20 protein-coding genes, 1 other RNA gene and 1 pseudogene are annotated in these 24,712 nt (G+C 49.9%); 18 read left to right on the top strand and 4 right to left on the bottom strand.

The window, feature by feature from the left end:
• Positions 1-401 precede the first annotated feature (401 nt).
• The 3 genes from J4G02_08225 to J4G02_08215 all read right to left on the bottom strand — a co-directional run bounded on the left by J4G02_08225 (position 402) and on the right by J4G02_08215 (position 5,079).
• Entirely contained in the window at positions 402-3,167 is a 2,766-nt protein-coding gene (locus J4G02_08225) for a leucine-rich repeat domain-containing protein (protein MCE2394558.1), read from the bottom strand.
• 123 nt (positions 3,168-3,290) lie between these two features.
• A complete protein-coding gene (locus J4G02_08220) occupies positions 3,291-4,469 on the bottom strand; it encodes a CoA transferase (GenBank protein ID MCE2394557.1) in 1,179 nt (392 codons plus the stop codon).
• 94 nt (positions 4,470-4,563) lie between these two features.
• Entirely contained in the window at positions 4,564-5,079 is a 516-nt protein-coding gene (locus tag J4G02_08215; protein MCE2394556.1) for a MaoC family dehydratase, read from the bottom strand.
• Positions 5,080-5,318: 239 nt separating this feature from the next.
• Here J4G02_08215 and smpB point away from each other — a divergent pair.
• From smpB to J4G02_08140, 15 genes and pseudogenes are all read left to right on the top strand, one after another.
• A pseudogene (gene smpB, locus J4G02_08210) lies at positions 5,319-5,733 on the top strand (SsrA-binding protein SmpB).
• Between the two features lie 520 nt (positions 5,734-6,253).
• Positions 6,254-6,573, top strand: a transfer-messenger RNA (tmRNA) gene (ssrA, locus tag J4G02_08205).
• 138 nt (positions 6,574-6,711) lie between these two features.
• Positions 6,712-7,011, top strand: a complete 300-nt coding sequence (locus J4G02_08200; protein ID MCE2394555.1) for an LAGLIDADG family homing endonuclease — start codon at positions 6,712-6,714, stop codon at positions 7,009-7,011.
• 436 nt (positions 7,012-7,447) lie between these two features.
• Positions 7,448-8,656 carry a transposase gene (locus tag J4G02_08195; protein MCE2394554.1) on the top strand — a complete coding sequence of 403 codons (1,209 nt, stop codon included), beginning with the start codon at positions 7,448-7,450 and terminating at the stop codon, positions 8,654-8,656.
• A gap of 391 nt (positions 8,657-9,047) precedes the next feature.
• Complete coding sequence (locus J4G02_08190) at positions 9,048-9,746, top strand: PspA/IM30 family protein (protein ID MCE2394553.1); 699 nt, start codon at positions 9,048-9,050, stop codon at positions 9,744-9,746.
• 5 nt (positions 9,747-9,751) lie between these two features.
• A complete protein-coding gene (locus J4G02_08185) occupies positions 9,752-10,129 on the top strand; it encodes a PH domain-containing protein (protein ID MCE2394552.1) in 378 nt (125 codons plus the stop codon).
• A gap of 19 nt (positions 10,130-10,148) precedes the next feature.
• Entirely contained in the window at positions 10,149-10,451 is a 303-nt protein-coding gene (locus tag J4G02_08180) for a hypothetical protein (protein MCE2394551.1), read from the top strand.
• 147 nt (positions 10,452-10,598) lie between these two features.
• Entirely contained in the window at positions 10,599-11,132 is a 534-nt protein-coding gene (locus J4G02_08175) for a bifunctional nuclease family protein (GenBank protein MCE2394550.1), read from the top strand.
• A gap of 30 nt (positions 11,133-11,162) precedes the next feature.
• Positions 11,163-11,822 (top strand): PspA/IM30 family protein, encoded by a 660-nt coding sequence (locus J4G02_08170; GenBank protein MCE2394549.1) that lies wholly within the window; start codon positions 11,163-11,165, stop codon positions 11,820-11,822.
• Between the two features lie 22 nt (positions 11,823-11,844).
• The gene (locus J4G02_08165; GenBank protein ID MCE2394548.1) at positions 11,845-12,018 is read left to right on the top strand and encodes a hypothetical protein; all 174 of its coding nucleotides are present in this window, start codon (positions 11,845-11,847) and stop codon (positions 12,016-12,018) included.
• A gap of 368 nt (positions 12,019-12,386) precedes the next feature.
• Entirely contained in the window at positions 12,387-14,240 is a 1,854-nt protein-coding gene (locus J4G02_08160; protein MCE2394547.1) for a hypothetical protein, read from the top strand.
• A 91-nt stretch (positions 14,241-14,331) separates the two neighbouring features.
• Complete coding sequence (locus J4G02_08155) at positions 14,332-16,428, top strand: hypothetical protein (protein ID MCE2394546.1); 2,097 nt, start codon at positions 14,332-14,334, stop codon at positions 16,426-16,428.
• Positions 16,429-16,536: 108 nt separating this feature from the next.
• On the top strand, positions 16,537-17,388 hold the full coding sequence (locus J4G02_08150; protein MCE2394545.1) for an amidohydrolase: 852 nt from the start codon (positions 16,537-16,539) through the stop codon (positions 17,386-17,388).
• A gap of 69 nt (positions 17,389-17,457) precedes the next feature.
• Positions 17,458-18,624 (top strand): ABC transporter substrate-binding protein, encoded by a 1,167-nt coding sequence (locus J4G02_08145; protein MCE2394544.1) that lies wholly within the window; start codon positions 17,458-17,460, stop codon positions 18,622-18,624.
• Between the two features lie 22 nt (positions 18,625-18,646).
• Positions 18,647-19,123, top strand: a complete 477-nt coding sequence (locus J4G02_08140) for a Mut7-C RNAse domain-containing protein (protein MCE2394543.1) — start codon at positions 18,647-18,649, stop codon at positions 19,121-19,123.
• A 192-nt stretch (positions 19,124-19,315) separates the two neighbouring features.
• Here the strand turns inward: J4G02_08140 and J4G02_08135 are convergent, their stop codons facing one another.
• Positions 19,316-20,437 carry a hypothetical protein gene (locus tag J4G02_08135; protein ID MCE2394542.1) on the bottom strand — a complete coding sequence of 374 codons (1,122 nt, stop codon included), beginning with the start codon at positions 20,435-20,437 and terminating at the stop codon, positions 19,316-19,318.
• Between the two features lie 236 nt (positions 20,438-20,673).
• Between J4G02_08135 and J4G02_08130 the strand changes: the two genes are divergently transcribed.
• From J4G02_08130 to J4G02_08120, 3 genes are all read left to right on the top strand, one after another.
• Complete coding sequence (locus tag J4G02_08130; protein MCE2394541.1) at positions 20,674-22,158, top strand: hypothetical protein; 1,485 nt, start codon at positions 20,674-20,676, stop codon at positions 22,156-22,158.
• A gap of 235 nt (positions 22,159-22,393) precedes the next feature.
• Entirely contained in the window at positions 22,394-23,530 is a 1,137-nt protein-coding gene (locus tag J4G02_08125; GenBank protein MCE2394540.1) for a DNA adenine methylase, read from the top strand.
• Between the two features lie 11 nt (positions 23,531-23,541).
• Entirely contained in the window at positions 23,542-24,408 is an 867-nt protein-coding gene (locus J4G02_08120; protein ID MCE2394539.1) for a dihydrodipicolinate synthase family protein, read from the top strand.
• The last annotated feature ends 304 nt before the right edge of the window (positions 24,409-24,712 follow it).

Raw genomic sequence — 24,712 nt, 5'->3', positions numbered from 1 at the left:
TGTCCGGCCTGATAGAATGCGAGGTTGGACGGGTCGCTGGTGTAGATCAGTCTGCGCTCGCCGCGGGGTTCAAATGTGGGTAGTGCTTCCGGTCTTGCTGTTTCGTTGGTCATGGCATTATGGCTCCGCTCTAATGGGTTCATTGGTTCGTTAGTTGGTTGATTTATTTTTCTTATATTCCCCCTTCGGATACACATGTCGCCCCGCTGGGGCTAAAACCGATCGACCAATCACGTTATCGACAGTTGCAAACTAGCACCATTGGTTAATAGTAGCATAACATATTGTGCGTCCCGACGGGCACTGAATTGTCCAACTAGGTCTCCGAGCTCAAAATATCACGAAATTAGCTCATACGGCTGGCGGTGTCGTGGGCGGGCAGGATGCCCCACCTACGGGGGCTACTTGAGTATCACCATCTTCCGCGTAGCGGAATAATCCCCCGCCGTCAGGGTGTAAAAGTAAACACCGCTTGCCACTGGTTCGCCAAGGTCGTTTTTCCCATCCCAGTGCAGTGCCCTCGACGGCCCTTCGTAGGCTGCGGCAATTCGGTGGCCGACGTCGAGTGTACGAATAATTCGACTATTGGTGTCATAGATTTTCAACGTCACAAAGGTGTCCTCACCCAATCGATACGGAATCCATGTCTCCGGGTTAAACGGATTTGGGTAGTTTGCTAACAGTTCCGTTTTCCTTGGTGTTAGGGATACCAAGAGCTGTTCAAGCACCACAAGTCCGCGCTTCACGGTTGGATCCCTAAGTTCAAGAGAGCTTACGTCAGTTAACCAACCCTGAACCTTTACCGCTGTTAGTGTTTCAGGTACTTGTGGTCGCGCTAAGGGCGCAGCTGCCGTATCCGCAAACATACCCGCAACTAGAATCAGATCAAAAATATCAACAATTCGATCTTCGTTGATATCCGCTGCCAGATTTCGCCCTTGATTTCCGTACTCAGATGCAACCGATACCAAATCCAAGATATTTACGGTTCCGTCGTGGTTGACATCCGCAGTAATCGGTGGTGATCCCGTATCGGAGATAGCATAAAAAGTGAGCGGACTCTCAATTCCAACGACAGATACCTTGATGGCGTTTCTGCCGATATTCGGTCCTAGCGTAAGCGTACTCTCCGCTCTGCCGTTTTCATCGGTAGTTGTGCTTGTGATACTAAGCCTGCCACCGCCCGCAATCACGGTGAATGTGACTGGAACTCCTGCGAGTGCAGAACCGTTCTCGTCTTGGACCTCAATGACAAATGGAGAGGACAATGATGCGGAGGGTATGCCGTGTTGATTATCGCCTGAGATTTTCACAAGCGCGGGATGCGCCTGATTCTCGAAATATACCGTAACTCCTCTGCTTTGAAGCATTGGAATATGTGTGTAGATGGATTGGTAACTCAGGGGATTTTGGCGTATATAAACTGTATCTCCATGTCTTAACCCTGTGTTTGCGGCTAAGGGTGAGATATCCGAGACGTTATTGCTTGAAAGATCTATCCATTTCAAACTGACTAGTCCCGCCACAGGGGAGATGTCGGAGATGTTGTTACCCAGAAGATCCAGTCCAGTTAGGTTGATTGCGCTTTCAAGTCCGGTCAGATTGTGAATGCTTGCCCCCGGTACTGTAAGGCAGGAAAAAATTACCATCTCTGACGGGACGATTGGGGCCCCTTCTGCTTTATTGAGACCAGCCTCAACTGCAGCGCGGAGGTTGGGATCAGGGAAGGCGACCGCAGCCCCCGCTACAGCGCTAAAGGTGACCGCACCCTCAATGCCAGCGACAGACACCTCGACTGTATTGGGTCCGAGATGCGGTCCCAGTGTGAGTGTGCTTTTTGCCCTGCCGGTATCATCGGTTTCAGTATGTTCTACGCTGAGCGTACCGCCGCCAGCAGTGACAGTAAACGTGACGGCATACCTCCGAGGGGCAGGGTAATATTCCACATCCCGCACTTGAACGACAAACGGGACGGGTAATGGAGTATCGGGCAAGCCGCGCTGATTATTGCCTGAGATTTTCGACAGTGGTGGAAGCGTTTCGGAGAACAGAACATAATCTTCCCAAGCGACATTTCCATGTATATCAACGGCTGCAGCAGCAACTGGATGCCTCAAGGGGTTGAAAAGATTCGTAGACCGATTGGACGGGATAACGCCGTTATAATCAAATTCAACGAGGGTGTCTGTTTCGCCAGTCAAGCTTCGACACGTTATGACTTCCCAAAAGCCGGCACCTGCATGCGGCTCTATTGTTTTCGTGTGTAAAAGTATTTGGTGAAGCCCTTCTGAATCACTGACTTTGAGTTGGATCGGGATGCTTTTTGACCACGGTAGATATTGCGGATGGGAAATGAGTTCGATGGTCGGAGCCTGCCCTTTTTCAATTGGGATATTGAGATTGAAGTAAGGATGCACGGACAAATATTTGGCACTGCATGCCGATAACCGATCTCGCTCCGAACCATACGACATGATGTACGCGTTATCGCTGAAATTGTGTTTCAGTCCGAAGGCGTGTCCCAGTTCATGCGCCAGCCACTCCTGTTCAACTGCAATAGCAACCGATGCATATCCTCCAGATTTCCCTCTATTGTCTCCAATGCCGGCGTAGCGACAATAACTGCTACGAATTCTGTTTATGCTATTGTCAATGATGATGAAGTAGATGTTTGTCTTGCGATTAAACACTCGGTCAGTCTCGGCGAATGCAGCGTTTAATGCGTTGCCAAGATAGTAACGGTCGGGGTGCTGTCCATCCACACGATGCACTATCGGCTCGCCTTGGGAGTCGGTTTCAACGCGGAAGGTTGTCTTCCCATAGCCGTGTGCCTCCATCTGTTCGGCATAGAAGGTTTGAATTTCGCGGATCTCATCTTTCATCCGTTGGACCACGTTGGCGCGGTAGGGTCGGTCGTTGGGCAAGAAGTAGATGAGTCGCACCGTACGCGGTTCACCGACATTCAAATCTGCAACAGAAGTTTGGGCATAGTGACGGTTGGAATATTGGTTTGAATGCTGTTTCTCCTGTTGATCATCAATAACACCGCAGAAGGATGCCGTGTGCCCCCACGAGAGCTGGCTAGCGGCAATGGTTGGGTTGTGTGTGCCGCCGGTAAGACAGATCGAGATTGCATACCAGATGCCACAAAGAAATCGTTTATTCATATATTTCCTTCTCAAGAATGCTTAGGTTAAATGTGTCTAAGCCACTCTCGTGATACGAATACGGAATTGTTTGATTCTCGTTTGACCTTTCATACATCACGTTCTGGATTTGGTTGTTGTATTCTAAAGCGCTCCCTTCTGACGGAGTGTCTGAATCTCTTGGGGGGACATGTTGAGATAATTTCCAAGCACTTCGTCCGTATGCTCGCCTAGTTGTGGTCCACGACGATGTTCAGCCTTGGAATTGCTGATCTTAATCGGGCTTGCTACCTGACGCGCAACGCCGAATTCCGGATGTGGAATCTCAAGTATCATTTCATCTTCAGCCACCTGTGGGTCACGGAATGCCTCTTCGACGGTGTTTACAGGGGCGCACGGGACTTCGCCCTTGAGCAGCTCTAACCACTCGGCGGTTGTTCGCTGGCGGAACAGGTTTTTCAGAATCGGCACCAGTGTGTCACGATTCTCCAACCGATCTGCGAAACTGCGAAAGCGTGGGTCGTGGGTCAATTCCGGTGCGCCGAGAATCCGCACTAGGCTTTGGTAGAAGTTTTCCTTTGCACACGCCACGACAATCCAGTTGTCCTTTGTCGGCATCACCTGAAACGGCACCTGAGATGGATGTGATGAGTCTGCCATTCGTTGCGGTTGATAGCCTTTTGTGAGGTGCCAAGCCCCTACATAACCCAATTGCGACAGAGCGGTGTCGAATAGACTCACATCGACATCGCAGCCCAAACCGGTGTCCCGCGCCCGCAGAATGGCACTCATCAAACCGAGGGCCGCCATCACGCCCGCGCTCAGGTCGACTAAGGATAGTCCGGTCTTCTGTGGTGGAGAATCGGGTTCGCCCGTTATGCTCATCCAGCCGGCGTATCCCTGCATCAGGTAATCGTATCCCGGCTCGGCGGCGCGGGAGCCGCTGCGCCCGAAGGCGGAGAGGGAGCAGCACACGATTGATGGCTTCACCTTGCCGAGGGCTGCGTAGTCCAAGCCGAGTTTGGCAGGCAGGTCGCCGCGCAGGTTGTTGAAAACGCCGTCCGAAATGGAGACCAGCCGGTGGAAGACCTCGGTTGTATCGGCGTGTTGCAGATTCAAGGTGATACTCTTTTTGTTCCGGTTGAAACTCTGAAAATAGACGCTATCCTTCTCAGCGGTATAGGGCGGGACATAACGCGCCACATCTCCACCTGTTTCGGGGTTTTCAATCTTGAGGATTTCTGCTCCCAAGTCTGCGAGCATCATCGTCCCCCATGGACCTGCGCCGAACTGTTCGACCGAGACAATTCGCACCCCCGCCAGCGGTGGACGCGTATCGGTGTTTCTGTGAACATTGGTTCATTAGTGTATTGGTTCATTTATCCATCTGACGCATTACGTTTCACGCATCACACTTCTAAACTATTTTAGGGAAGAGCTCCTTTTTAGGAGCGTTGTCTCGTTTGTAGACCATGATAGCGCGGACGAGATCAATGACCACCCCTCCGTCCTGATTAATACCCCGTGAGCGGACCCTGACAATACCTGCTTCAGGATATGAGTTCGACTCGCGCTTCGATAGTACCTCCGTTTCGCAATAGAGCGTATCCCCTATAAAGACTGGATTCGGCAATTTAACTTCTTCCCAGCCCAGATTTGCCATCGCATTTTCGCTGACATCTGGAACGCTCATGCCGGTGATCAGTGCCAGTGTGAAGGTGCTGTTGACGAGGATTTGCCCCCACTTTGTCTGTTTGGCGTAGTGTAGGTCAAAATGCAGCGGATTGGTGTTATGGGTGAGTTGGGTGAATAGTGTGTTATCCGCTTCGGTGACCGTATGTCCGAACCTGCTTCGATAGACAGCGCCGACTTCAAAATCTTCATAGAAGCGCCCCTCCCAACCCGTTTGAATTTTATCTTTGGATCTCGGCATTTATCCCTCCTGCTATATTGGTTTATTAGTTCACTAGTTCATTAGTTCATTGGTTCCTTTTGTTTTCACGCATTACGTTTCACGCATCACGTTTCACGTCCCGATAAATCGGGATACTCGGAACAGGACATTACGTTTCACGTTTGAGATGTTGCCTATAACTCTACAACGGATGCGAGGAATAATCAAGCCCTTTTGCCCTTGCGCCACCTTCGTGTTTGTGCTATAATTCACGCACTATGAATGCTGAGAAGTCTGTTACAACCACGGGTCCAGTTGCTACAAATAAGAAAGCGCGGTACGATTATCATCTGATCCCTTCAAGGAACGGAGGTCAAGGCGATTCGTAGCGGCAGGATGAATTTGACCGATAGCTACGCTCGTGTCGACGATGGCGAGGTCTTTTTGATTGACGCCCATATCGGTCCTTACGAGCAGGCTAATCGTGAGAATCACGAGCCGAAACGCAAACGGAAGCTTCTGTTGAACCGCCGAGAGATTAAGCGGATCGAAGGGAAAACCCGACCCACCGGCATGACGATTGTGCCGACGAAGGCTTATTTTAGTAAGGGTAAGGTGAAGGTTGAAATTGCGTTAGCGCGCGGTAAGCACGATTACGACAAGCGCGAGGATATGCGGCGGGAAGCAGACCAAGCGTATGCCGCTTATACGTTAGGAGCAGACGCAATTATGGCTTTGAAATTTCAGTGTAAAAGCTGTGGGAAAGATATTGCCGTTAAGTTTTTGAAAATTGGCGAAGCTGCCAAGTGCAAAAACTGTGGGGCAAGTAATGCTGTTTCCGAATCAGCCGAAGAGATTAGTGACGAAGCCGCAGAAAGTATAATTAAGGCTCCAGTCTTCGAATCAGTAAGGGACATTAGCGCGGAATCCATTAGTGCCGAACCCGCGCAAAGTGTACCTATAGCTAAGGCATTACGCAGAGTCGGTAGAATAGTAATAGGCATCGGAATTATTGTGGGAATAGTTGGGGCTATAAGAGTGATGATTCGACATCCCGCACCCGATCAAACTATGGCAGTGGCTCTTAGCGTAGGGATGACATGGCTTAGTAACATGTTTTTTTTCTGCATTCTTAGTGTGCTTTGTTTAGGGGTTGCTAAGGTTGTTGAACTGTTCAACAGATAGGACAATCGGGATAGTTTCCTACTTACATACGGGGGTGAATAAAGGTTGCATGCCGAGGTCTCCGCAGGCCTCGTTAAACAGGCGGAAACAATTTAATTGCCGATGAAGAATTGGCTCTAGCCGCTTAATAAAGTGGCTCGTCCGGCTAATTTGCGGTCCCGTCGAGTTAGCCCGACGTCAACAAACGGGCTATGCGCCTTACTTGTTCTCAAGGGGCATGGCGCGAGAATTAACTTGAGATAGTCCGCTGTGAATCCGGCATAAGGGAGTCTTGTGGACGAAACACCAAAGCTTATGCTAAGCATGTAGTAGCCTTTATTGAAATGTTCTCGGACGCGGGTTCGATCAGTCTGGTCGACTTGGAGGGCAACCTCCTCGATTAAACTTGGCTTACATCGGTGAAACCTAAGAGATGGCGACATCTTATGGCAACACCGAGGGATTGTATGGTCCTGTAGAGACTGTAATGATAGGAGATAGTGTCAATTGACTGACGTCGAAAAGGCGTATCTCGCTGGGATTATTGATGGTGAAGGAACTGTAACGCTTACTAGGCGACGTAAGAATCAAATGCCAAGTCCACAAATTAGTGTGAGTAATACTCACCTTGAGCTTTTGGAGTATATTCAACTATTACTAACTGTGGACGCATACAAGCCAAAAAGAAGTCACAATCACACCATCGACAATCTTGGCATTGGCAAACGCACTCAGTTAGTGCCAGCTTATATATTCTTGAGGAAATACGCCCATTTTTATGTGTCAAAAAACAACAGGCCGATTTAATTATCAAGCATTATAAAGAAGTAACTCCCCGAAATGGAAGGTACTCTCCCAAGCTGCTTGAAAAGAAGAATTGGCTGGTTGAAACGGTTCAAAACTTGAATCGCGGCAAATCTACATCTCCTATAATACGCTAGGCTCCACCATTTTGGTTGGATGAAGATATAGTCCACGCCTCTGGGAAACCGGGGGGTTAACGTGTCCCGCCACCTCCATTTTTTTTGGTATATTTGTTCATTAATTTATTGGTTCATCAGAATCTTCGGGATGGAACCCCCATCTCTTTAGAGTGGGGAGGAAATCCCGCCTCTTTTTTGTTGATAAAACTGCATAAATATGATAAAATTCTCTTGTCCTTTGTAGGGGAGTTCTACACCGTCGCTAGGCGGTGTCCCCTACAACCCGCTAGAACCGGGCATGAAGGACAAAGGACAACACCATGAAAAAGACATTTGAATACAGAGCCTATCCGACAGCCAAACAACGGCATATCTTCACCGTTTGGTTGGCACTGCTGCGCGCTATCTACAATCAAGCACTTGCATGGCGCATCCACACATACCAATCAACAGGTCTAACAGTCAAAAGGACAACACAAGCCAACGCTTTGCCGTATTTGAAAAAGGAATCTAAATCGTTTGTCGGTCTCCATAGCGATGTGCTCCAAGATGCTATACGCCGTTTGGACAAAGCCTACCAAGCCTTTTTCCGGCGTGTCAAGGCCGGTGAAGCCCCCGGCTTCCCACGCTTCAAAGGCGAAGGACGGTATCGGTCAATGACCTTTAGTCACCTGTCTAAAAAGCTAATCCGAAACGTGCGTGGCAAGTTTGCCAAAGTCGTTGTCCCCAAAATCGGACACCTCAAGATTCGCTATCACCGTCCCTTGCCTGACGGGCAGATTAAGAACCTTACCATCTCCAAGAAGGCGTCCGGCTGGTATGCTACAATCCCCGTTGAGGTGTCAGACCCTGTGGAAGTACCCGTTAATACCACGCTCGGCGTGGATGTAGGCCTGAACGCGTTTGTCGTTGATTCGGACGGTGAACGGGTAGAAAATCCTCGCCACTATCGTCAATCTGAAAAGAAGCTTGCTAAACATCAGCGCGTACTTTCGCGACGCAAGAAAGGGAGTAAACGCCGTGCGAAACAACGTGAAGTCGTATCCCGGTGTCATCAGCGCATAGCGAACCAACGAAAAGACTTTCAGTTTAAGACCGCGCACCGTCTCTTTGAAAAGTGCGATGCAGTCGCGGTAGAGAACTTGTCGATTGACAACATGAAAAAGAATCACTACCTCGCCAAGAGCATTTCGGATGCAGGGTGGGGCAACTTTCGTCTGAAGCTGCAGAGCAAAGCTGCAACCGCTGGCAAACGGCTGAAGAAAGTGAAGCCTCACTACACTTCGCAGAGATGTTCGGGTTGTGATTCCATTGTTTCTAAATCGTTGTCGGACCGTGTCCATGATTGCCCTCACTGTGGACTGGTATTAGACCGTGACCATAATGCTGCAATAAACATTAAAAAGGCTGCTGTAGCCTTGCGTGGAGGTGGGGTGGATTCAATCACCCCCGAAACACCCTTCTCGGTTAGGAGATTTCTAACAGACAGGGACAGAAGCGCGAAACCAAGTAAGCCCCTTACCTGTTAGGTGATACCTAACAGAGAGGCGGACGCTTCAAACAAGCCCCGTCTCTTCAGGGCGGGGTAACTGACTGAATTGTTTTTCTATGCACATGTCGTCCCGCAAGTTGGGAAACCCCGATTTCATCAGGGGCAGGCTCTGCACCACGTTGGATCATTGGGGCTGGCACGTCCGAGAGGATCCGTCCGTACCGAGACCAAGCGTGACCGGGGATGCCCGACCTAGGGTATGGTGTGTTTTGATACACGTGTCATCTCGTTGGGGTTTTAGATGGGCGAGGTGACCTCGCCCCTACTAGTTATTTCTCCCATAAATGGCAATATCCTTGTAATCTCTGCTCGTTACAATTGAGTTAATCATTTTGACCCCTAACAATGTTACAAGGAGGAACTGAACCGTGCAAACGTTAAACCGAGCCAAGCTCATCGTGAGATCGCATGTGAACGATCTCCTAGAGAAAGCGGAAGATACGCGCAAAACGCGAGGTCTTATGGTGGAAGAGATGCGCCAGAACGTGCGGGATGTCAAGGCTTTAATCGCTGGTGCGATTGCAGATCTCAAGCTGATAGAGCGGGAGATCGACGCGCATGGAACCGAAGCCGATAGGTGGGAGGATAAGGCGGTCTTTGCCCTGAAAAAAGGGGAGGAAGATCTCGCCCGCCGGGCACTCGCCCGCAAAGGTGAGCATATAAGCAAAGCAGACCTATATCGTGAGCAGATTGGCGCACAGCAGGAGATAATCGACTCACTCAAATCCAGTTTGAAAACGTTAGAGACCAAGCTAGACACGACGCGCTTTCAAACTGCGAAATTGGCTGCCGCTGAAAGGTTAGGGACATGGCAATCCACCGTCGGTGCGACGCCGTCGGCTGAAACAGTGATCGATACGACTGCGTTTGATGCCTACGATCGGTTAGTAGACCGTGTCCGTGATCTCGAAGCGCATGCGGAAGCGTTGGCTGAGTTGACGCAAGGCGACGACCTTGAGCAGAAATTTCATGAACTTGAGAACAGCGAAAAGGTCGAGGCAGACCTTGCGGCATTAAAAACCAAAGTCCATCCTGAAGATCAGGGGAGTACACCCGCAACGGAGTGACGCGGATGGCTGATTTTCATCGGTTACCGGTTCGTATTCAGGAGACGACCCAAGACCAGTTGGGTGCGGATGAACAGATTATGCTGTGCACCCTTGGAAGGTCTAGCTTGCTGAACCCCGATTTTGTGGTCATTACATCTGACCGGGTGTTGGTGTTGGAGGAGCGTCAGATGGGGAGTATGAGTGCTTCGTACATCAACATTCGGTGCAATCTCTCGTTTTCTCAGATTACGGGGATCAAACTGGACCAAAGTCTCAAACACCGCATCTTTGGACAGGCTGCGCTTGAAATAACAGTGAATGGGGATAAACATCTAATTAACAACATTAGCTACCGCGATGCCAAACGCGCAATGACGTTGATTTCCTCTTGCTGCGAATAATTTGTGAGCGGGAGCAGATATGGGCGATTTTCTGAATTACGTTGCACTTAGGCTTTCAAAGCTATTTCCCAGAAAGGCGCGCTCCATGACCGATAATCAACTGGTCGGTTTAAGGGGGCGCGTGATTAGCGGTAGGGTTACAACCACGTTTGGGACAGCGCGTGTCTCGACGCCGAATGGCTCCGAGCTGACTGTTAGTTGCCGTGTCCGTGATGGTGAGGCTGTTCCTTTGAAGGGAGACACGGTAATTCTTGTTGCCTACGATTTGCGCGGAGAGATTTTTGATGTGACGAAAGCGGATACTTGGCTCATTTCATTATGATTATGCGGAGTCATGATGACAAACCTGAATTGGTATATCAGACAATCACGGGTTGTCGATGACAAGGCAAGTGGCAACATTCTTGTAACATCGCTTGCACCATCGACGGCTCCAATTGAAATTTCAAATTAGCAAAGGGAGTCTAAGATGAAAGAACAAGCCGATGAACATCTCCAAATGAACGGAAAGAACATGATCGCCGTGGAAGTCGCGTTCATTTCTATTGATGCAAGTAGTGGTGCCCCAATCCTCTTTTTGAGGGAGACAGAAGGCGATCCAAAATTGGTGCTACCGATATGGATCGGACAAGGAGAGGCGCTCTCGATTCAGTTCCAACTCAAGGGTGAAGAGCCGCTACGTCCGATGACGCATGATCTGATGAAAAACATCATCGAAAGCCTTGATGCGACAGTTGATGCGGTCTATGTGCATACCATGAAAGACTCGACCTATTTTGGGCAGATCGATGTCGTTGCTAACGGCAAGACACTGGAGATTGATGCGCGTCCGAGTGATTCGATTGCGCTCGCCTTGAGATTGGGGGTGCCTATCTATGTGGCGGAATCAATTGTTCAAGAGATTGGTTTCCCTGAGACAGAGTTGAGGGAGGCAGAGCGACAGCAGTCTCAAGATGAGTTAGAGCATTTAGATGAAGAAACACTGGGTAGATATACAGTGTAATTGCTGAAATGGGTAAGGGAGTGACCACCAATGCCGATCTTTGAGAAACTCAGGCGGATATTCAATTCAAACATAAACGACCTGCTAGATCGGGTTGAAGATCCGGAAAAGATCTTGAATCAACTCTTGGAGGATATGCAGCAGGAACTCAAAGAGGTAAAGATCCAAGTCGCTGCGGCGATCCGGGACGGTAACAAATTTGAAGCGCAGTGCAAGGAGAACTTAGAGGGTGCTGAGAAGTGGGAGAAGCGTGCCATCGTGTTTATCCAGAACGGCGATGATGTTCGCGCTAAAGAAGCCCTTCGCCGCAAGCGGTCTTCCGAGGATTTGGCAGCGGGTTTTCGTGAACAATTTGAGGCGCAGCAAGAGAGTGTTTCTGTACTTAAAGATGGGTTGGCAACCTTAGAACAAAAAATTGAAGAGGCAAAGAGCAAACGTGCTTTGCTGATTGCTCGCCAAAGACGGGCAGAGGCGGAACGGGCAATCCATCAAACCGTATCAGGTATGTCCGATTCCAGTACGCTAAACGCTTTTGATCGCATTGAGGACAAAGTGCTTGATACGGAAGCGGAGGCTGAGGCGTTTAGTGAAATGCGTCAACCGAGTTTGGAGGAGGAGTTTGACAAGCTCGACAAGAAAGACGAAATCGACGATGAACTCGCCAAACTCAAAGCCCGCTTAAAAGAGTAAAAGTGAGAAGGAGTTGTATCCAATGGGGTTGATCAAAAATCTCGCTATCCTCGTACTGATATTCGTGTTGATTTTGATTGGATTGAGGATTGTTTTACCTGTTATCGCTTGGGCATTTGAGCTCGCTTTCACGCTCATCGTGCTTGGTGCGATCGGTTTTGCAATCGTGTATCTCTATCGAAAACTTCGCACCTAACGTTCACTATCTTCATCGTGACCATATTTCCAATTGAACGCCAAGAAGCCGGGAAAGAGTCCATCTCTTCACCCGGCTTTTTTATTTGGGCTGCTTATTGTCTGAATCAGGATTTACAGGATTCAAGGATTCGCAGGATATAGGTTCATTGCTTCAGCAGTCCATTTTTCCACAGCCGATCTCTTCCTGTAGGTCGAGATTCACATCTCGACACTACGAAGACTGACGGGGTTGTAACACAATTACGCTTGACATCGACAAAAATAAACTGTTATCATAAGCCCGATTTGAGAAATGAAAGATCGGATTTCTATTACACGCCAAGTGAGAATCAAAATTTCGTAGTGAAAAATTGGACGAGGTGGATTTTGAAAAAAAGTTGTTTTATATTGATAATTAGTCTCCTCTGCTTGATTGTCCTTCAAGCGAGTGCAGAGGTTAAATGGGATTCATCGAAATTTATGCCGTTAGCAGAGATTGCACCCGGCATGGAAGGGGAAGGATATACTGTCTTTTCCGGCACAACTGTTGAGAAGTTCGGTTTTAAGGTGATCAGCATTGAGTATAACTTCTATCCCAACTGGCACGTGATATGGGTCAAAGGTAGCGGCGAGAACTTTGAAAAGACAGGCGTCGCTGGCGGTATGAGTGGAAGTCCGATGTATATTAACGGACGGCTCATTGGCGCAATTTCTCTCGGCTACTTTTACCAACGTGAACATGCAAACCTCATGGGAGTGACGCCGATTGATTTAATGGTTGAGGTGACGCAGCGGGGGATGCAGCCCAACTTGAGCTATCGGGGCGGGTCGCGTTTTGACTTCGGAGTAGACACGGTGTCAAAGGGCTTTAAAATGTTACCCCTGACTCCCGATGCGAGAGATATTCCTAAAACACGAATGGAAACCTCAGCGACTCCCGATCAGCTTGAGAAGCCGCCACGTCTTCAGATGCCCGTAGCGTTCTCAGGATTGCCGACGGGTGCGATTGGATATTTCAAGCAGTTTTTTGATGCCTATCATCTGAATCCGATACAAGGTGTTGGTGGAGGTTCACCGGTAAAAAGTGCGCCGATTGAGCCGGGACAGATTGTCGGGATTGAGTTTGTTCGTGGCGCTTTTCCCATCTTCGGATACGGCACCATGACCTATATTGAAGGCGATCAGCTTTTGGGCTTTGGTCATTCGATGTTTGGCGAGGGCAATGTCAATCTACCGATGTCCGGCGGTTATGTCCACTTTATTTTACCGAGTACGCTTAGATCTTCCAAAATCGCTGCTCCGACGCAACCGATTGGCACACTCGTCCAAGACCGTCAGGCGGCGATTGCTGGCGTAATCGGTTCCCATCCCAGTTTCATCCCCGTTCATGCGGACATCCAAACAATGGATGGGAAGGTCCACCCGACGCACTATGAAGTCATCCGCCATCGTGATTTTTCGGCGGCATACACCCTGATACCTCTCTGGTTCATCATTGATGGTATTGAAATCTTCAGCGGTGACCACTCCGTCAACGTTGAAGCGAAAATCGTGCTGAAAGATCAGCCGAATCTGACCTCGCGGGAGATTGTGCGACGAAATGTGTACTCCTCCAGCGGCTCACCGGGCTTTCAGGCGACCCGGGCACTGACGCCGCTGTTTAGTTTAATTGGCAATCAATATGAAAAGATTGATGTTGAACGTATAGACATCAACGTCAAAATGGAGGATAAACGGAAAACAGCGGTGATTGAAGCGATACGAATTGACAAGAATCGATACCGCCCCGGCGAAAAAATTGAAGTAACGATGCGCCTGCGTCCATACCTCGAAGTACCGATCATCCAGACCGGTACGATTACGATTCCTGAAGATGCTCCCGACGGTTTAACCACCCTTCTTGCGATCAGTCCGAACTTATATGAAGGTTGGCAGCGGACGAGGGCACCCTTAAACTATCAACCGACAAACATCAACCAATTGATCAAACTGTTGCAGCGAGAGGAAAATAATAGTGACATTATCTTGGAACTTTTTGTGCCGAGGGTAGGGATGACTATTCAGGGAGAAGAGTTTCCTGAACTGCCGGTGTCGATGCTCTCCGTGATGAGCACACCGACCCAATCTGGTGAAGGCGGTCCCACCCGCGGTACAACGCTGCATTTTGAAAAGGTCTCCACACCCTATGTGGTCTCTGGTAGTCGATTTTTGCGGTTTACGGTTGATCGCAACGCCCCGTAATTTTTGAAGATCTATAGGTTCTGCTAATGTGTGCAGTAAACCTAATGAACCGATGAACTAATGAACCAACCCAACGGAGGATTTCTCTTTCATGACGTTTTACCGTGCTTTTTATATTTTTAGTGTCGTTGTCATTTTCTTTTCGATCCATCTGCTACCGGTGTTCGGAGTGACGACACGGATCTGGGAACAGCAGCGCCAAAAGGACTTTGAATCGGGTAAACTCGAAAATGTTTCGCTTTCAAGTAAAGGCGAGCTTATGTTGACGCCTAAATTGGATGCCTTCTTTGAGGATACCAAGGAGATATATGTCTGGTGCCTCGCCGAGGATTCCAAAGGAAACATCTATGCCGGCACAGGAAATAGGGGCAAGATATACCGAATTACGCCCGATGGCGAGTCGTCGCTCTTTTACGATTCACCAGAAGTTGCGATCTTGACGTTGGCTATCGACCCCAATGACAACATCTACGCCGGTACTGCCCCGGACGGGTTAATCTACAAGCTCACGGACAGTAGCACCCCGCCGACGACGATACTCAGTTCTGAGGAGAAGTACGTTTGGGCGATGACCTTTGATGACGCAGGGAACTTATACGCATCGACCGGAACCGGTGGAAAGATCTACAAGGTTACGCCTGATGGAAAGACCAGTGTTCTCTATGATTCCGATGAACGTAATATGTTATGTTTGCTCTATCATCAGGGAATGCTGTATGCCGGGAGCGATGGTAAAGGCACTATCTATAGCGTCAAAACAGAGGACGGCGCGGCATCTGTGATCTATCAAACCGGGCAGAAAGAGGTACGCAGGCTTGTTATCGGGGCGCATGGAGTAATCTATGCCGGAACTGTCACGACAGCAGCGCCGCAGCCCGGTGGTCCGCCGCCCGGTCCGCCCGGTCCTTCACCGTCCGGCAATCGTAATAGTGAAGAAAAGAAGTCAAGGGTCTATAAGATTGAGCCAGATGGTATCGTGTCGGTCATGTGGGAGGTGCCCGAGCCTCTGATTCTGTCGATGGTAGTTGATTCGGAGAAAGGCCTTTACATCGGTACAGGGGATAAGGGGAAGCTGTATTGGGTCAACACAGATGGCGATTCTGTCTTTAAGGGCAAATGTAGTGCGAGCCAGATTGTGGCGATGCACCGCACCACAAATTCAAATAAACTCTTGCTTGCTACAGGGAATGCTGGGAAGATTTTTGAATTGAAATCGGATTACCTCGCTGAGGGAACGCTTGACTCCAAGGCACACGATACAAAGGTTATTTCGCGATGGGGTAAGTTGTCGTGGGAAGCCGTTATACCCGAAGGAACAGTTGTCTCTTTTGTCACCCGATCCGGTAACACAGAGAAACCGAATGGTACATGGACCGACTGGTCAGAAGAACTGACGGCCTCAGAAGGGTCCCAAATTACCAGTCCCGCCGCTCGGTACATTCAGTGGCGTGCCAAACTCACAACGAGTGAGCTATCCGCGACACCTGTCCTCAAAAAAGTGAGTGTCGCTTCTGTTCAAGCCAATACCGAGCCACGATTCACCTCGGTTGAAGTCCGTCGAGGCGGTGCCTCCGACACACCAAGTCCGCCCAAGGGCGTTAGTATGCCGCGGGAAAGTCGGGCACCTTCCAATCCAGAAGGGGATAGTACAAAATACACTGCGGCGTGGAAGGTGAAGGATGACAATAATGATACGCTGCAGTTTAACGTCTATTACAAGGGAGTCGAAGAGACAAGTTGGAAACTCCTCAAGGAAGAGTTGAAGAAGAGCAGTCATGCTTTGGATACCACCTTAATGTCTGACGGACGTTATGTCATTAAAGTCAGCGCGACGGACAAGCTCAGCAATCCGCCCAACTTCGCGAAATCTACCGAGAAGATTAGCGATCCCTTTGATATTGATAACAGTCAACCGTTGGTCACTGATATAGCTGCGACAGCAAATGAAGATCAAACCTATCAGATCACCTGTACGGCGGCGGATCCGTTCAGTTACATCCAGAAAGCGGTTTACAAAATTGACAGCGACGAAGAGTGGCAGGTCATCTTCCCCGACGACGGCATCTTCGACTCCAAGCGCGAAACTCTATCACTTCACACCAACACCCTACCAGCCGGTGAACATACCATCACCATTCGTGTCACCGATGCAGCGGGGAACACAGGTGTTGGACGCGCCACTTTTTAGTTCATTGGTTCATTGGTTCATTGAGCACCTGAATGCGATGCCTATTATCTCGTTGGGGTTTTTGGGTGGTAGATTCGGATTATACTACTATCAATTGAGGGAAAGTCTATGATTATTGATTCACACAGTCACGCATGGCCACGTTGGCCCTACCAACCCCCTGTTCCTGATGGCGATAGCCGTGGCAGGATTGAACAGCTGCTCCATGAGATGGACCGGCACGGCGTTGATCAAGCTGTTCTGGTATGTGCCAGAATAGATCACAACCCGGATAATAACGACTATATCTTTGAGTGTTCCAAGCAGTATCCGGACCGTATCATTCAGTTCGCCGATGTTGATTGTTCGTGGACGGATACCTACCATACTCCGGGTGCCGCAGATCGGCTCGCGGAGGCAGCGGATAAATACGCATTGAAGGGATACACACACTACTTCAGGGGCGACGACGATGGCAGTTGGTTCTTTACGGATGAAGGGCAGCGATTCTTTCAGACTACGGCAGATCGCGGGTTGATTTCCAGCCTCGCAATGGGACCTCAGCTGCAGGCGCCGTTACGCAAATTGGCGGCACAGTTCCCTTCCGTCACCTTTCTCTGCCACCACATGGGCGGTGCAAGAGCCGGGGAGGAACCGCCCTATCCGAATTTGAAGGAGATCCTTGCGTCGGCAAACACGCCGAATATCAACATCAAAATGTCCGGATTCGGGTATGTCTCTCAAGCTCCATCGGAATACCCCTATTCGGATACCGGCTGGATCGTCCGCGCACTTTACGAACATTTCGGTCCGGATCGCCTCTGCTGGGGGTCGGACTACCCTGTGGTTCGTTCCTACATGACCTACCAACACTCCCTTGAAGCGTTCCGCACACATTGCACCTTCATCCCAGATGCCGATAAGGAGCGTATCCTCGGTGATTCGCTTCACCGGTTGCTGACTGTGGGGCAGGGTGGTTAGGTCGCTAAAGATATGAGAGAAAAGATTGAGTCTCTTATTTTTTCCTTTAACAATCACAGGAGGTTCAAAATGAACATAAGACAGTTTACCAAAGTCGCGTCTTTCTTGACGATTGTCGCACTCATTGTGGGGCTTTCCGTCTATAACCCAACTGAGCAACTTGTCGTCGCCGCCGCACAGGCTGAGATGGAAGATGCAGAGAGAGAGATGCCCATTGGCGTTGTTATAGCTCAGACGGGACCATTCGCGTCCCCGTATGGTCTGTCAATGCTAAATGGCTTTGAGCTAGCCCGCAAACAGATGAACGACTCAGGAATCCTCGGCAATACCAAAATCACCTTCATCGTTGAGGATGATCAGAGCGTGAGCGCCGTTGAACCGGTTAAAAAATTGATTCATCAAGATGGGGTGGCTGCTATCGTTGGTTTTGCTATTTCAACTCAGCTTGAACAGGTAATTCCAATTGCCCAAGAAAATAGTGTTATCATTGTTAGTTCGGTCTCGTCTGCCCCAGGGCTGAGTGCACGTGGCGATTTTATCTTCCGTTCAGGACTGAACTCAGGTGTGCTTAATCCCGCTGCTGTCAAGGCGACTCAGGAGAAATACGGTTACAAGCGGGCGGCTACGATATATCACCACCGCGATACCTACTCTACGCGTAGTGACGAAGCGTTTAGGACTGCGCTTGTTGAGAGCGGTGTCCAGATTGTGGCGACAGAGATCTACGAAGGTGACGAGACCGACTTTTCGGCGCAATTAACGCGGATAATGAAGTTAAATCCTGATGTCCTCTTTATCTCCGCTTTAGGATCCCACATACCTCTAATCCTGATTCAGGCACGCGATCTCATGCCTAGTATACACGTTATTGTTCCCGAACTGACCAGTACTGAGGTGGAAGCCGCGGGTGCTGCTGCCGAGGGAGCAGTTACTTCCATAGGTTGGCTCAGCACGGCTGACACGCCATTGAGTCGAGCGTTCGTCGAGAGTTATATCAGGACATACGCGGCAGAGCCACCGGCTTGGGCGGCACAGTCTCATGCTGCCTTCCATATTCTCGCTATGGCAATTGCAAACGCACAATCGGTCAATCCAAATGCGATTCGGGACGAGCTAGCGAAGACTACGGATTCGGACACCGTTTTGGGTAAATTCTCTTTTGACCCCAACGGAGAGGCAGTTTATGACCCGATAGTCCTTACCGTCAAAAACGGTGCATTTGAGGTTTTTGAGTAATCCTCGGCGGAACTCCCCAATCATGCCAGACGCTCCAAGTCCGAAATTCCTTGCCGACGAAAATGTGGGAAAGCTTGGCAGATGGCTGCGGATTTTAGGATACGATGTAGCCTATCAATCTCCCGCGCTCGATGCGCAGCTTGCGCTCAAGGCGTTGCGTGAGAATCGCATAATCTTGACGCGGGATCGGGAGTTTGTGGAGCGTCGCATGGTCGAGCGATATCTCCTACTCACCAGCCAAGATCCGGTCGAGCAGCTCAAGCAGGTCATTCAAACCTTTCACTTAGAACTCGATCATAATTCCTTCTTTACACGATGCCTCGATTGCAATACCCCTATCGAATCCGTTCCCAAAGCGGAGGTGCAATCGGTTGTGCCGGAGTATGTCTATCGCACACAGGATCGGTTTCATCGGTGTCCGACCTGCGACAAGCTGTTTTGGGCGGGCAGCCATACGAGCAATTTTCAGGAGTGGTTAAAACGGGTGAGCGGAATGTAAAGAGGGGAAGCGAGGAGGCGTGGGAGCGGGAAGGCGAGAAAGCGAGAGAACGGGAAAACGAGAAAACCAACTCTCGTTTGCGGCAGAGACGCGGAGAACGCAGAGAAACGCAACGGGGCTTTAGTGGGTGCTGATACACATATCGCACCTCTCTGGTGCTAAATGAACCAATTACGCATCACGTTTCACGCCTTATACTTCGATAATTTCTACATTTGCTCGTGGGAGGACAACCTTAGTTCCGTCTTCGAGTTCAACTTCTAACACACGCACCTTTGCTTCTGTCTCAAGTTCTTGCAGTTCGACTGGTAGGGCGAACACACGTCCCAACCGTCCGAAATAGGGTTCGCGGATGATGCGGATTGGGCTGCCGAGATTGAGTGCATCGCCAGCGCTATCTGCGTCAACTGCGTCTCCTTGCCCCTCGGCGGGGATGATGATTTCCGGTCTTACAACGCCGGCGCGGATCTGTGTCGCGCCATTGATCGAAGTCATCATACCTTCCTGTGCTTTGAGCAGATCGAAGGTCCGCGCCGCCATGCTTATCTCTCCAAATCCTTCCGTGACGACCAGCGTCAGACCGAGCGACTCTGACCCCGTGATTGCGACCCCAAGTTCATATCCTAGCAAGTCACGGAGATCGCTGTCGTGAATGCCGCCCACAATTATCCCTCTGACGCCACCCCGAATTGCTTCTTGGATTGCATCGTTCCCAACGACAGCGCCGCCGCAGAGGATCTTGTCTCGATGTACAGGTTGAATAAGATCCTTGGTCAATGGGGCATCCGGAGAATCCACAACAACTTCGAGTGCTCCAACTGTCTCCCCGCCGACACCAAAAATCCCTTGGATATGCGTTCCATACGCTTCGACGATGGCGCCTTCATTGGAGATAATCTCGACAACTGATCCGGAAATGTGGCCCATGACATTGACAGGGATTGGTGCTTCACGAATGATCACCTGTCCCGTGACATCGGAGATGCTTTCGATAGTTCCATCAATCGGAGCGCGTGCTTGTGACTTAAACAGTCCAAACAAGCCCTTGGTCTCCCCTATAATTTCGTCCTTGCCGATAGGGTCTCCCTCTTTGCTAAGCATGTAGTCCCTTATATCTTCGGTGGGGATACTCAGTAGATTTGCGATATTTACAAGTTGGACATTCCCCGGCAAAGATGCTTTTGCAACTATATCCTCTGACTCGATTTTATCCCCCACTTGAACAGTCACCTCTCCTTCGATTGGAAGTCGGCGCTCGTTGCGTATTGTGGTTCCCGCCGCAACTTTGAGTCCGGGGGTGTATGCGTGTGCCATAAATTTGCCCTTTTGCGTGAAGTCTAATCTATTCCAAGAATCGTAGCTTAATTCGTTGTAGAACAAACGTAATGATAGCAAACTTCCTTTCAAAAAACAATGTAAATCAAAAAGGCAACAAAGGTATTGACAATGGCATCTCACCCCATTATAATGACGAAAAATAGTTGCCACACTCTACATCTTCGTATGCAGCCATCTGTTTGACGGTATATTTCGTGATCGGAGACCGGTTTATGGACGCGACCCCCGAAATCCTGAAGGGTAACAACCCGATGAAGGTGGAACAGATTTTCGGACCCGACATCAAGCCTTATGAGGTGCTTGAATTTGAGTCAATGCTGCGCTATGAGGACTTTCAGATGTTCGGTGACTACGGACTTCAGAAAAATGGACGGGTCATCATTACGCGGGCACCGGCACGCCTCGATGTGATGGGTGGAATTGCGGCGCACTGTGGGGCTAATGCGTTTGGATTGACACTTGAACGTTCCGCTGTGGTCGGTTGTCAGGCCAGGCAAGATCGTCAGTTGAGTACCTTAAATTTTGACGCGGGGCTACACGGTTATCAGTCCGCCCTTCAGATCTCCATTGACGATTTCTACACAGATGGAAACCTAAAATCCTACGAAGCGGTCCAATCACTTTTCGCGCGAAATCCACAAGCCACATGGGTAGGATATGTCCTCGGCGGATTTTTCGCGCTCCTGAAAGAGGGGCAGATCGATTCCCTGTCGAACGGTGTGTCAGTTGTTGTTAAGAGCAATATCCCGGCGGAGGCAGGGATCGGTTCTTCCGCAGCGATCTGCGTTGCGGCGCTCACAGCGATTAATCATCTGTATGAACTCAATCTAAGCGCGCTCGACATCGCTCGGATCGAGGAGATCGTCGAGAACCGTATCGTCGGCGTACCGTGTGAATCGGTGGACGCAATCACTGTTGCCGCTGGACAGAAGGATATCCCGCTTTCCATCTCTAATGAACCGGATCAGATACTTGAAACCGTACCCTTTCCCCCGAATACAAGATTGATTGGCCTCCACAGCAAAGCGCAACGGACCCCAACTAGGCCAGCCTATGTTGATGGGCGTACTGCGGTGTTTATGGGATTGACGATCCTCCAGCAGACCCTTGATCTGGCGGAACTGCGCGATAGCTCTCTATGTCAGTTGTCCACTCGAGAGTTCCGTCAAAAGTGCTGGAAGATCTTGCCTGCGCGGCTGAAGGGGTCAGATTTCCTTGACCGATTTGGCAAGGCAGTTGATCCCTTCACAGACGTGGAGCCTCAAAAGGTGTACGGTGTACGCAGCCGCGTCGAACATACGGTCTACGAACATGCCCGTGTACAACGCTTTGTTGGGCATTTCAAGGAAGCGAACACCAATCCGCAGAACCTTCATCACCATCTCACGGAGGCAGGAAGGCTGATGTACGCATCGGATTGGAGCAATCGTTTCCGCGCCGGGCTCGGTTTGCCCGAAGTTGAACAAATTGTACGGTCTATTCGGAAAGTGGGCGTCCGCGGCGGTCTCTACGGCGCGAAAATTACGAGCAGCGGTAGCACGGTCGCAGTCCTCTGCCACGGCGATGTCTCTAACGCCATGATCCAGATTCTATCTGCATATAAATTGGCGTGGGGGCTTGATGCGGAGGTGTTTGCCGGCTCATCGCCGGGCGCGTTTGAGTTTGGACATGTGGTCTTGCGACTGAGTAAGGAGTAGGGGTTCTGCTAGTGTGGGATTTATAGTGAATTCTAAAAATAAATAGACACCTGCGCTACCCGGTAGGTGCGGTTTTCACCCGCACCGGTTTTGAGTGTCTCATTAATTCTAAGGTCCACTATAGATGCGCCGTGAGACGATTTCGGACTTCTGTAGGTCGATTTTCCAAAATCGACATTTTTGTGTCGAGATATGAATCTCGACCTACAAGTTGATAAGTCAATGAATCGACATAATGAAAACCCTACCCCTCTTTAGTGATATTATTACTGATGTGCCCACAACGGAAGGGGTGAAGTATGCAGGTTCAAAACTGAAACTCCTGCCTCACATATTGCAACTGGCAAAGAAGACCGATGCCAAGACCGTCCTAGATGGTTTCTCAGGAACGACGCGGGTGTCCCAAGCGTTTGCTAAAGCAGGCTATCGAGTACTTTGCAACGACATCGCCCCATGGTCTGAGGTGTTCGGGGTATGCTATCTGCTCAATCGTAAAAGCAAAGCGGATTATATTGAACTTATTAAACACCTCAACACACTGTTACCTAGGGACGGATGGTTCACAGCGCACTATGGAGGCAACCCGACGGCAGCGCAGAAGGGCGGACTCAAGAAACCGTGGCAGATCCATAACACTCGGAAATTAGATGCCATACGGGAGGAGATTGATCGGCTCGATCTGACGAGAGTTGAAAGGGCGGTCGCACTCACAAGCCTCATCCTCGCGCTAGATCGGGTTGATAGCACACTTGGACATTTTGCTTCGTATCTCAGGGAGTGGTCGCCTCGATCGTTTAATGAGCTCGTGCTTGAAGTGCCAGATCTTTTTTGCGCCCACGAGCAGCACGAGGTATCGCGTCGGGACATCTTTGACCTAGTAAGCGATAGAGCGGTTGATCTGGCATACTACGATCCGCCTTACGGATCTAATAACGAGAAGATGCCTCCTTCTAGGGTCAGGTACGCCTCATATTACCACCTCTGGTCAACGGTATGCCTTAACGATGAGCCTGAGTTGTTTGGTAAGGCGTTGCGGCGAAAGGATACGTCGGACACCTTGGCTTCGTCTGTGTTTGAGGAGTTCCGAAGAAACGATTCTACAGGACGCTTCATCGCGGTTGAAGCGATTGAGCAGTTAATTCAGAACACGCGCGCACGGTGGATTATCCTCTCTTACAGTTCAGAAGGACGTGCAACTGCCGGTGAACTCAATGAGATGCTTCGGGATAACGGCTCTCTGGTTGAAGTCGTTGAAATAGACTATAAGCGGAACGTAATGGCGGAGATGCAATCAACCTACCATTGGGTGCGAAATGCTGATATGCCAAATAGAGAATTTCTATTTCTGATCGAAACAGATACCAAAAATTAAGGAGGACATGAATGTCCCAACAACCTATGCGTGGTATGTTCCCAGTCCTGATTACACCCTTTGATGAACAGGATCGTATTGATGAAGACAGTTTGAGAAGTGTCGTCGAGTATAATATCACCGCCGGCGTCCACGGTGTGGTGATAGCGTTTGCTACAGAGATTATGAAACTCACCGAAGCCGAACGGTTGCAGATTGCCAAAGTGGTGGTGGATCAGACGCGCGGTAGGGTGCCCGTCGTTGTGAACACCGGCGCGGTATCAACTGTTGCTACGGTGCAGTATAGCCAGCAGACCGAAGATCTCGGCGTAACGGCGGTGATGTGCACGCCGCCCGCAGCAGACGTTCCGGTGGACGAGAAAAAGGCGCACTTCAAGGCGTTATCCGATGCTGTCGGTGTCCCGATCTTCGTTCAGGAGGCAGGTACGTCGCTCGGTGGGGCGCTGCTACGACAGATTGCGGAAGAGTGCAAGCGGGTGCGCTATGCCAAAGTCGAGAATGCACCGCCGGCGCAGAAGGTCTACGAGGCGATTCAGCATGGAGGCGATCTGGTCACAGTCTTTGGCGGCGCGAGTGGGTCTTTCCTTATCGAAGAACTGCGCCGTGGTTCACAAGGCACGATGCCGTGGCCCAGTCTGCCACACGCTTTTGTCCAAGTCTGGGACCGCTGGCAATCTGGCGACGAAACCGCAGCCCGTAAAGTCTGGGAACGCGAAATTGCCCCGATTCTGCGTGTGGGAGGGCTTGTCCACAAGGAAGTTCTCTACCGCAAAGGCATCATTAAATCCCCACGTTGGCGCTCTCCGCAACCTGCTCCACTTGACGACATGGGTCAGCGGGAATTGGATGAGGTTTGTGAGCGGTTAGGGATTGGGTGATGCGCTTTGGCGCAAACTTTTTCCGTAGGACACCGTCATAACACCATTGAACATTGACATCTAGGAAAAGTTAAAATATAATAATAAGCAAGTTGGGAATTGGAATTCCCTCCTACTCCATAAACATCCGGTAAGGGGTGTAATTCCAAATCGTGACAGGAAACTGAAATAGAGGATTTTATGATGGATATGCTTGATGTTCGTGATTTGCCCGATGATCAGATTGAATTTATCAAAAAAACCTTTAGGTCTAAAACCCAAGTATTCATACTTGGTATACAGATTGCTTTAGCAAGTTTAATCT

It is taken from the genome of Candidatus Poribacteria bacterium (assembly GCA_021295755.1).
Classification (GTDB): Bacteria; Poribacteria; WGA-4E; order WGA-4E; family PCPOR2b; genus PCPOR2b.
Note: the sequence above shows the minus strand (reverse complement) of the source record. Positions and strands in the feature narration are given on the sequence as shown.

What these genes read in the sequence shown, in the direction of transcription:
- J4G02_08225 (MCE2394558.1), bottom strand. Translation starts at nt 3,167, where the DNA reads ATGAATAAACGATTTCTTTGTGGCATCTGGTATGCAATCTCGATCTGT.
- J4G02_08215 (MCE2394556.1), bottom strand. Translation starts at nt 5,079, where the DNA reads ATGCCGAGATCCAAAGATAAAATTCAAACGGGTTGGGAGGGGCGCTTC.
- J4G02_08195 (MCE2394554.1), top strand. Translation starts at nt 7,448, where the DNA reads ATGAAAAAGACATTTGAATACAGAGCCTATCCGACAGCCAAACAACGG.
- J4G02_08185 (MCE2394552.1), top strand. Translation starts at nt 9,752, where the DNA reads ATGGCTGATTTTCATCGGTTACCGGTTCGTATTCAGGAGACGACCCAA.
- J4G02_08180 (MCE2394551.1), top strand. Translation starts at nt 10,149, where the DNA reads ATGGGCGATTTTCTGAATTACGTTGCACTTAGGCTTTCAAAGCTATTT.
- J4G02_08175 (MCE2394550.1), top strand. Translation starts at nt 10,599, where the DNA reads ATGAAAGAACAAGCCGATGAACATCTCCAAATGAACGGAAAGAACATG.
- J4G02_08170 (MCE2394549.1), top strand. Translation starts at nt 11,163, where the DNA reads ATGCCGATCTTTGAGAAACTCAGGCGGATATTCAATTCAAACATAAAC.
- J4G02_08165 (MCE2394548.1), top strand. Translation starts at nt 11,845, where the DNA reads ATGGGGTTGATCAAAAATCTCGCTATCCTCGTACTGATATTCGTGTTG.
- J4G02_08155 (MCE2394546.1), top strand. Translation starts at nt 14,332, where the DNA reads ATGACGTTTTACCGTGCTTTTTATATTTTTAGTGTCGTTGTCATTTTC.
- J4G02_08150 (MCE2394545.1), top strand. Translation starts at nt 16,537, where the DNA reads ATGATTATTGATTCACACAGTCACGCATGGCCACGTTGGCCCTACCAA.
- J4G02_08145 (MCE2394544.1), top strand. Translation starts at nt 17,458, where the DNA reads ATGAACATAAGACAGTTTACCAAAGTCGCGTCTTTCTTGACGATTGTC.
- J4G02_08140 (MCE2394543.1), top strand. Translation starts at nt 18,647, where the DNA reads ATGCCAGACGCTCCAAGTCCGAAATTCCTTGCCGACGAAAATGTGGGA.
- J4G02_08135 (MCE2394542.1), bottom strand. Translation starts at nt 20,437, where the DNA reads ATGGCACACGCATACACCCCCGGACTCAAAGTTGCGGCGGGAACCACA.
- J4G02_08130 (MCE2394541.1), top strand. Translation starts at nt 20,674, where the DNA reads ATGGACGCGACCCCCGAAATCCTGAAGGGTAACAACCCGATGAAGGTG.
- J4G02_08125 (MCE2394540.1), top strand. Translation starts at nt 22,394, where the DNA reads ATGAAAACCCTACCCCTCTTTAGTGATATTATTACTGATGTGCCCACA.
- J4G02_08120 (MCE2394539.1), top strand. Translation starts at nt 23,542, where the DNA reads ATGTCCCAACAACCTATGCGTGGTATGTTCCCAGTCCTGATTACACCC.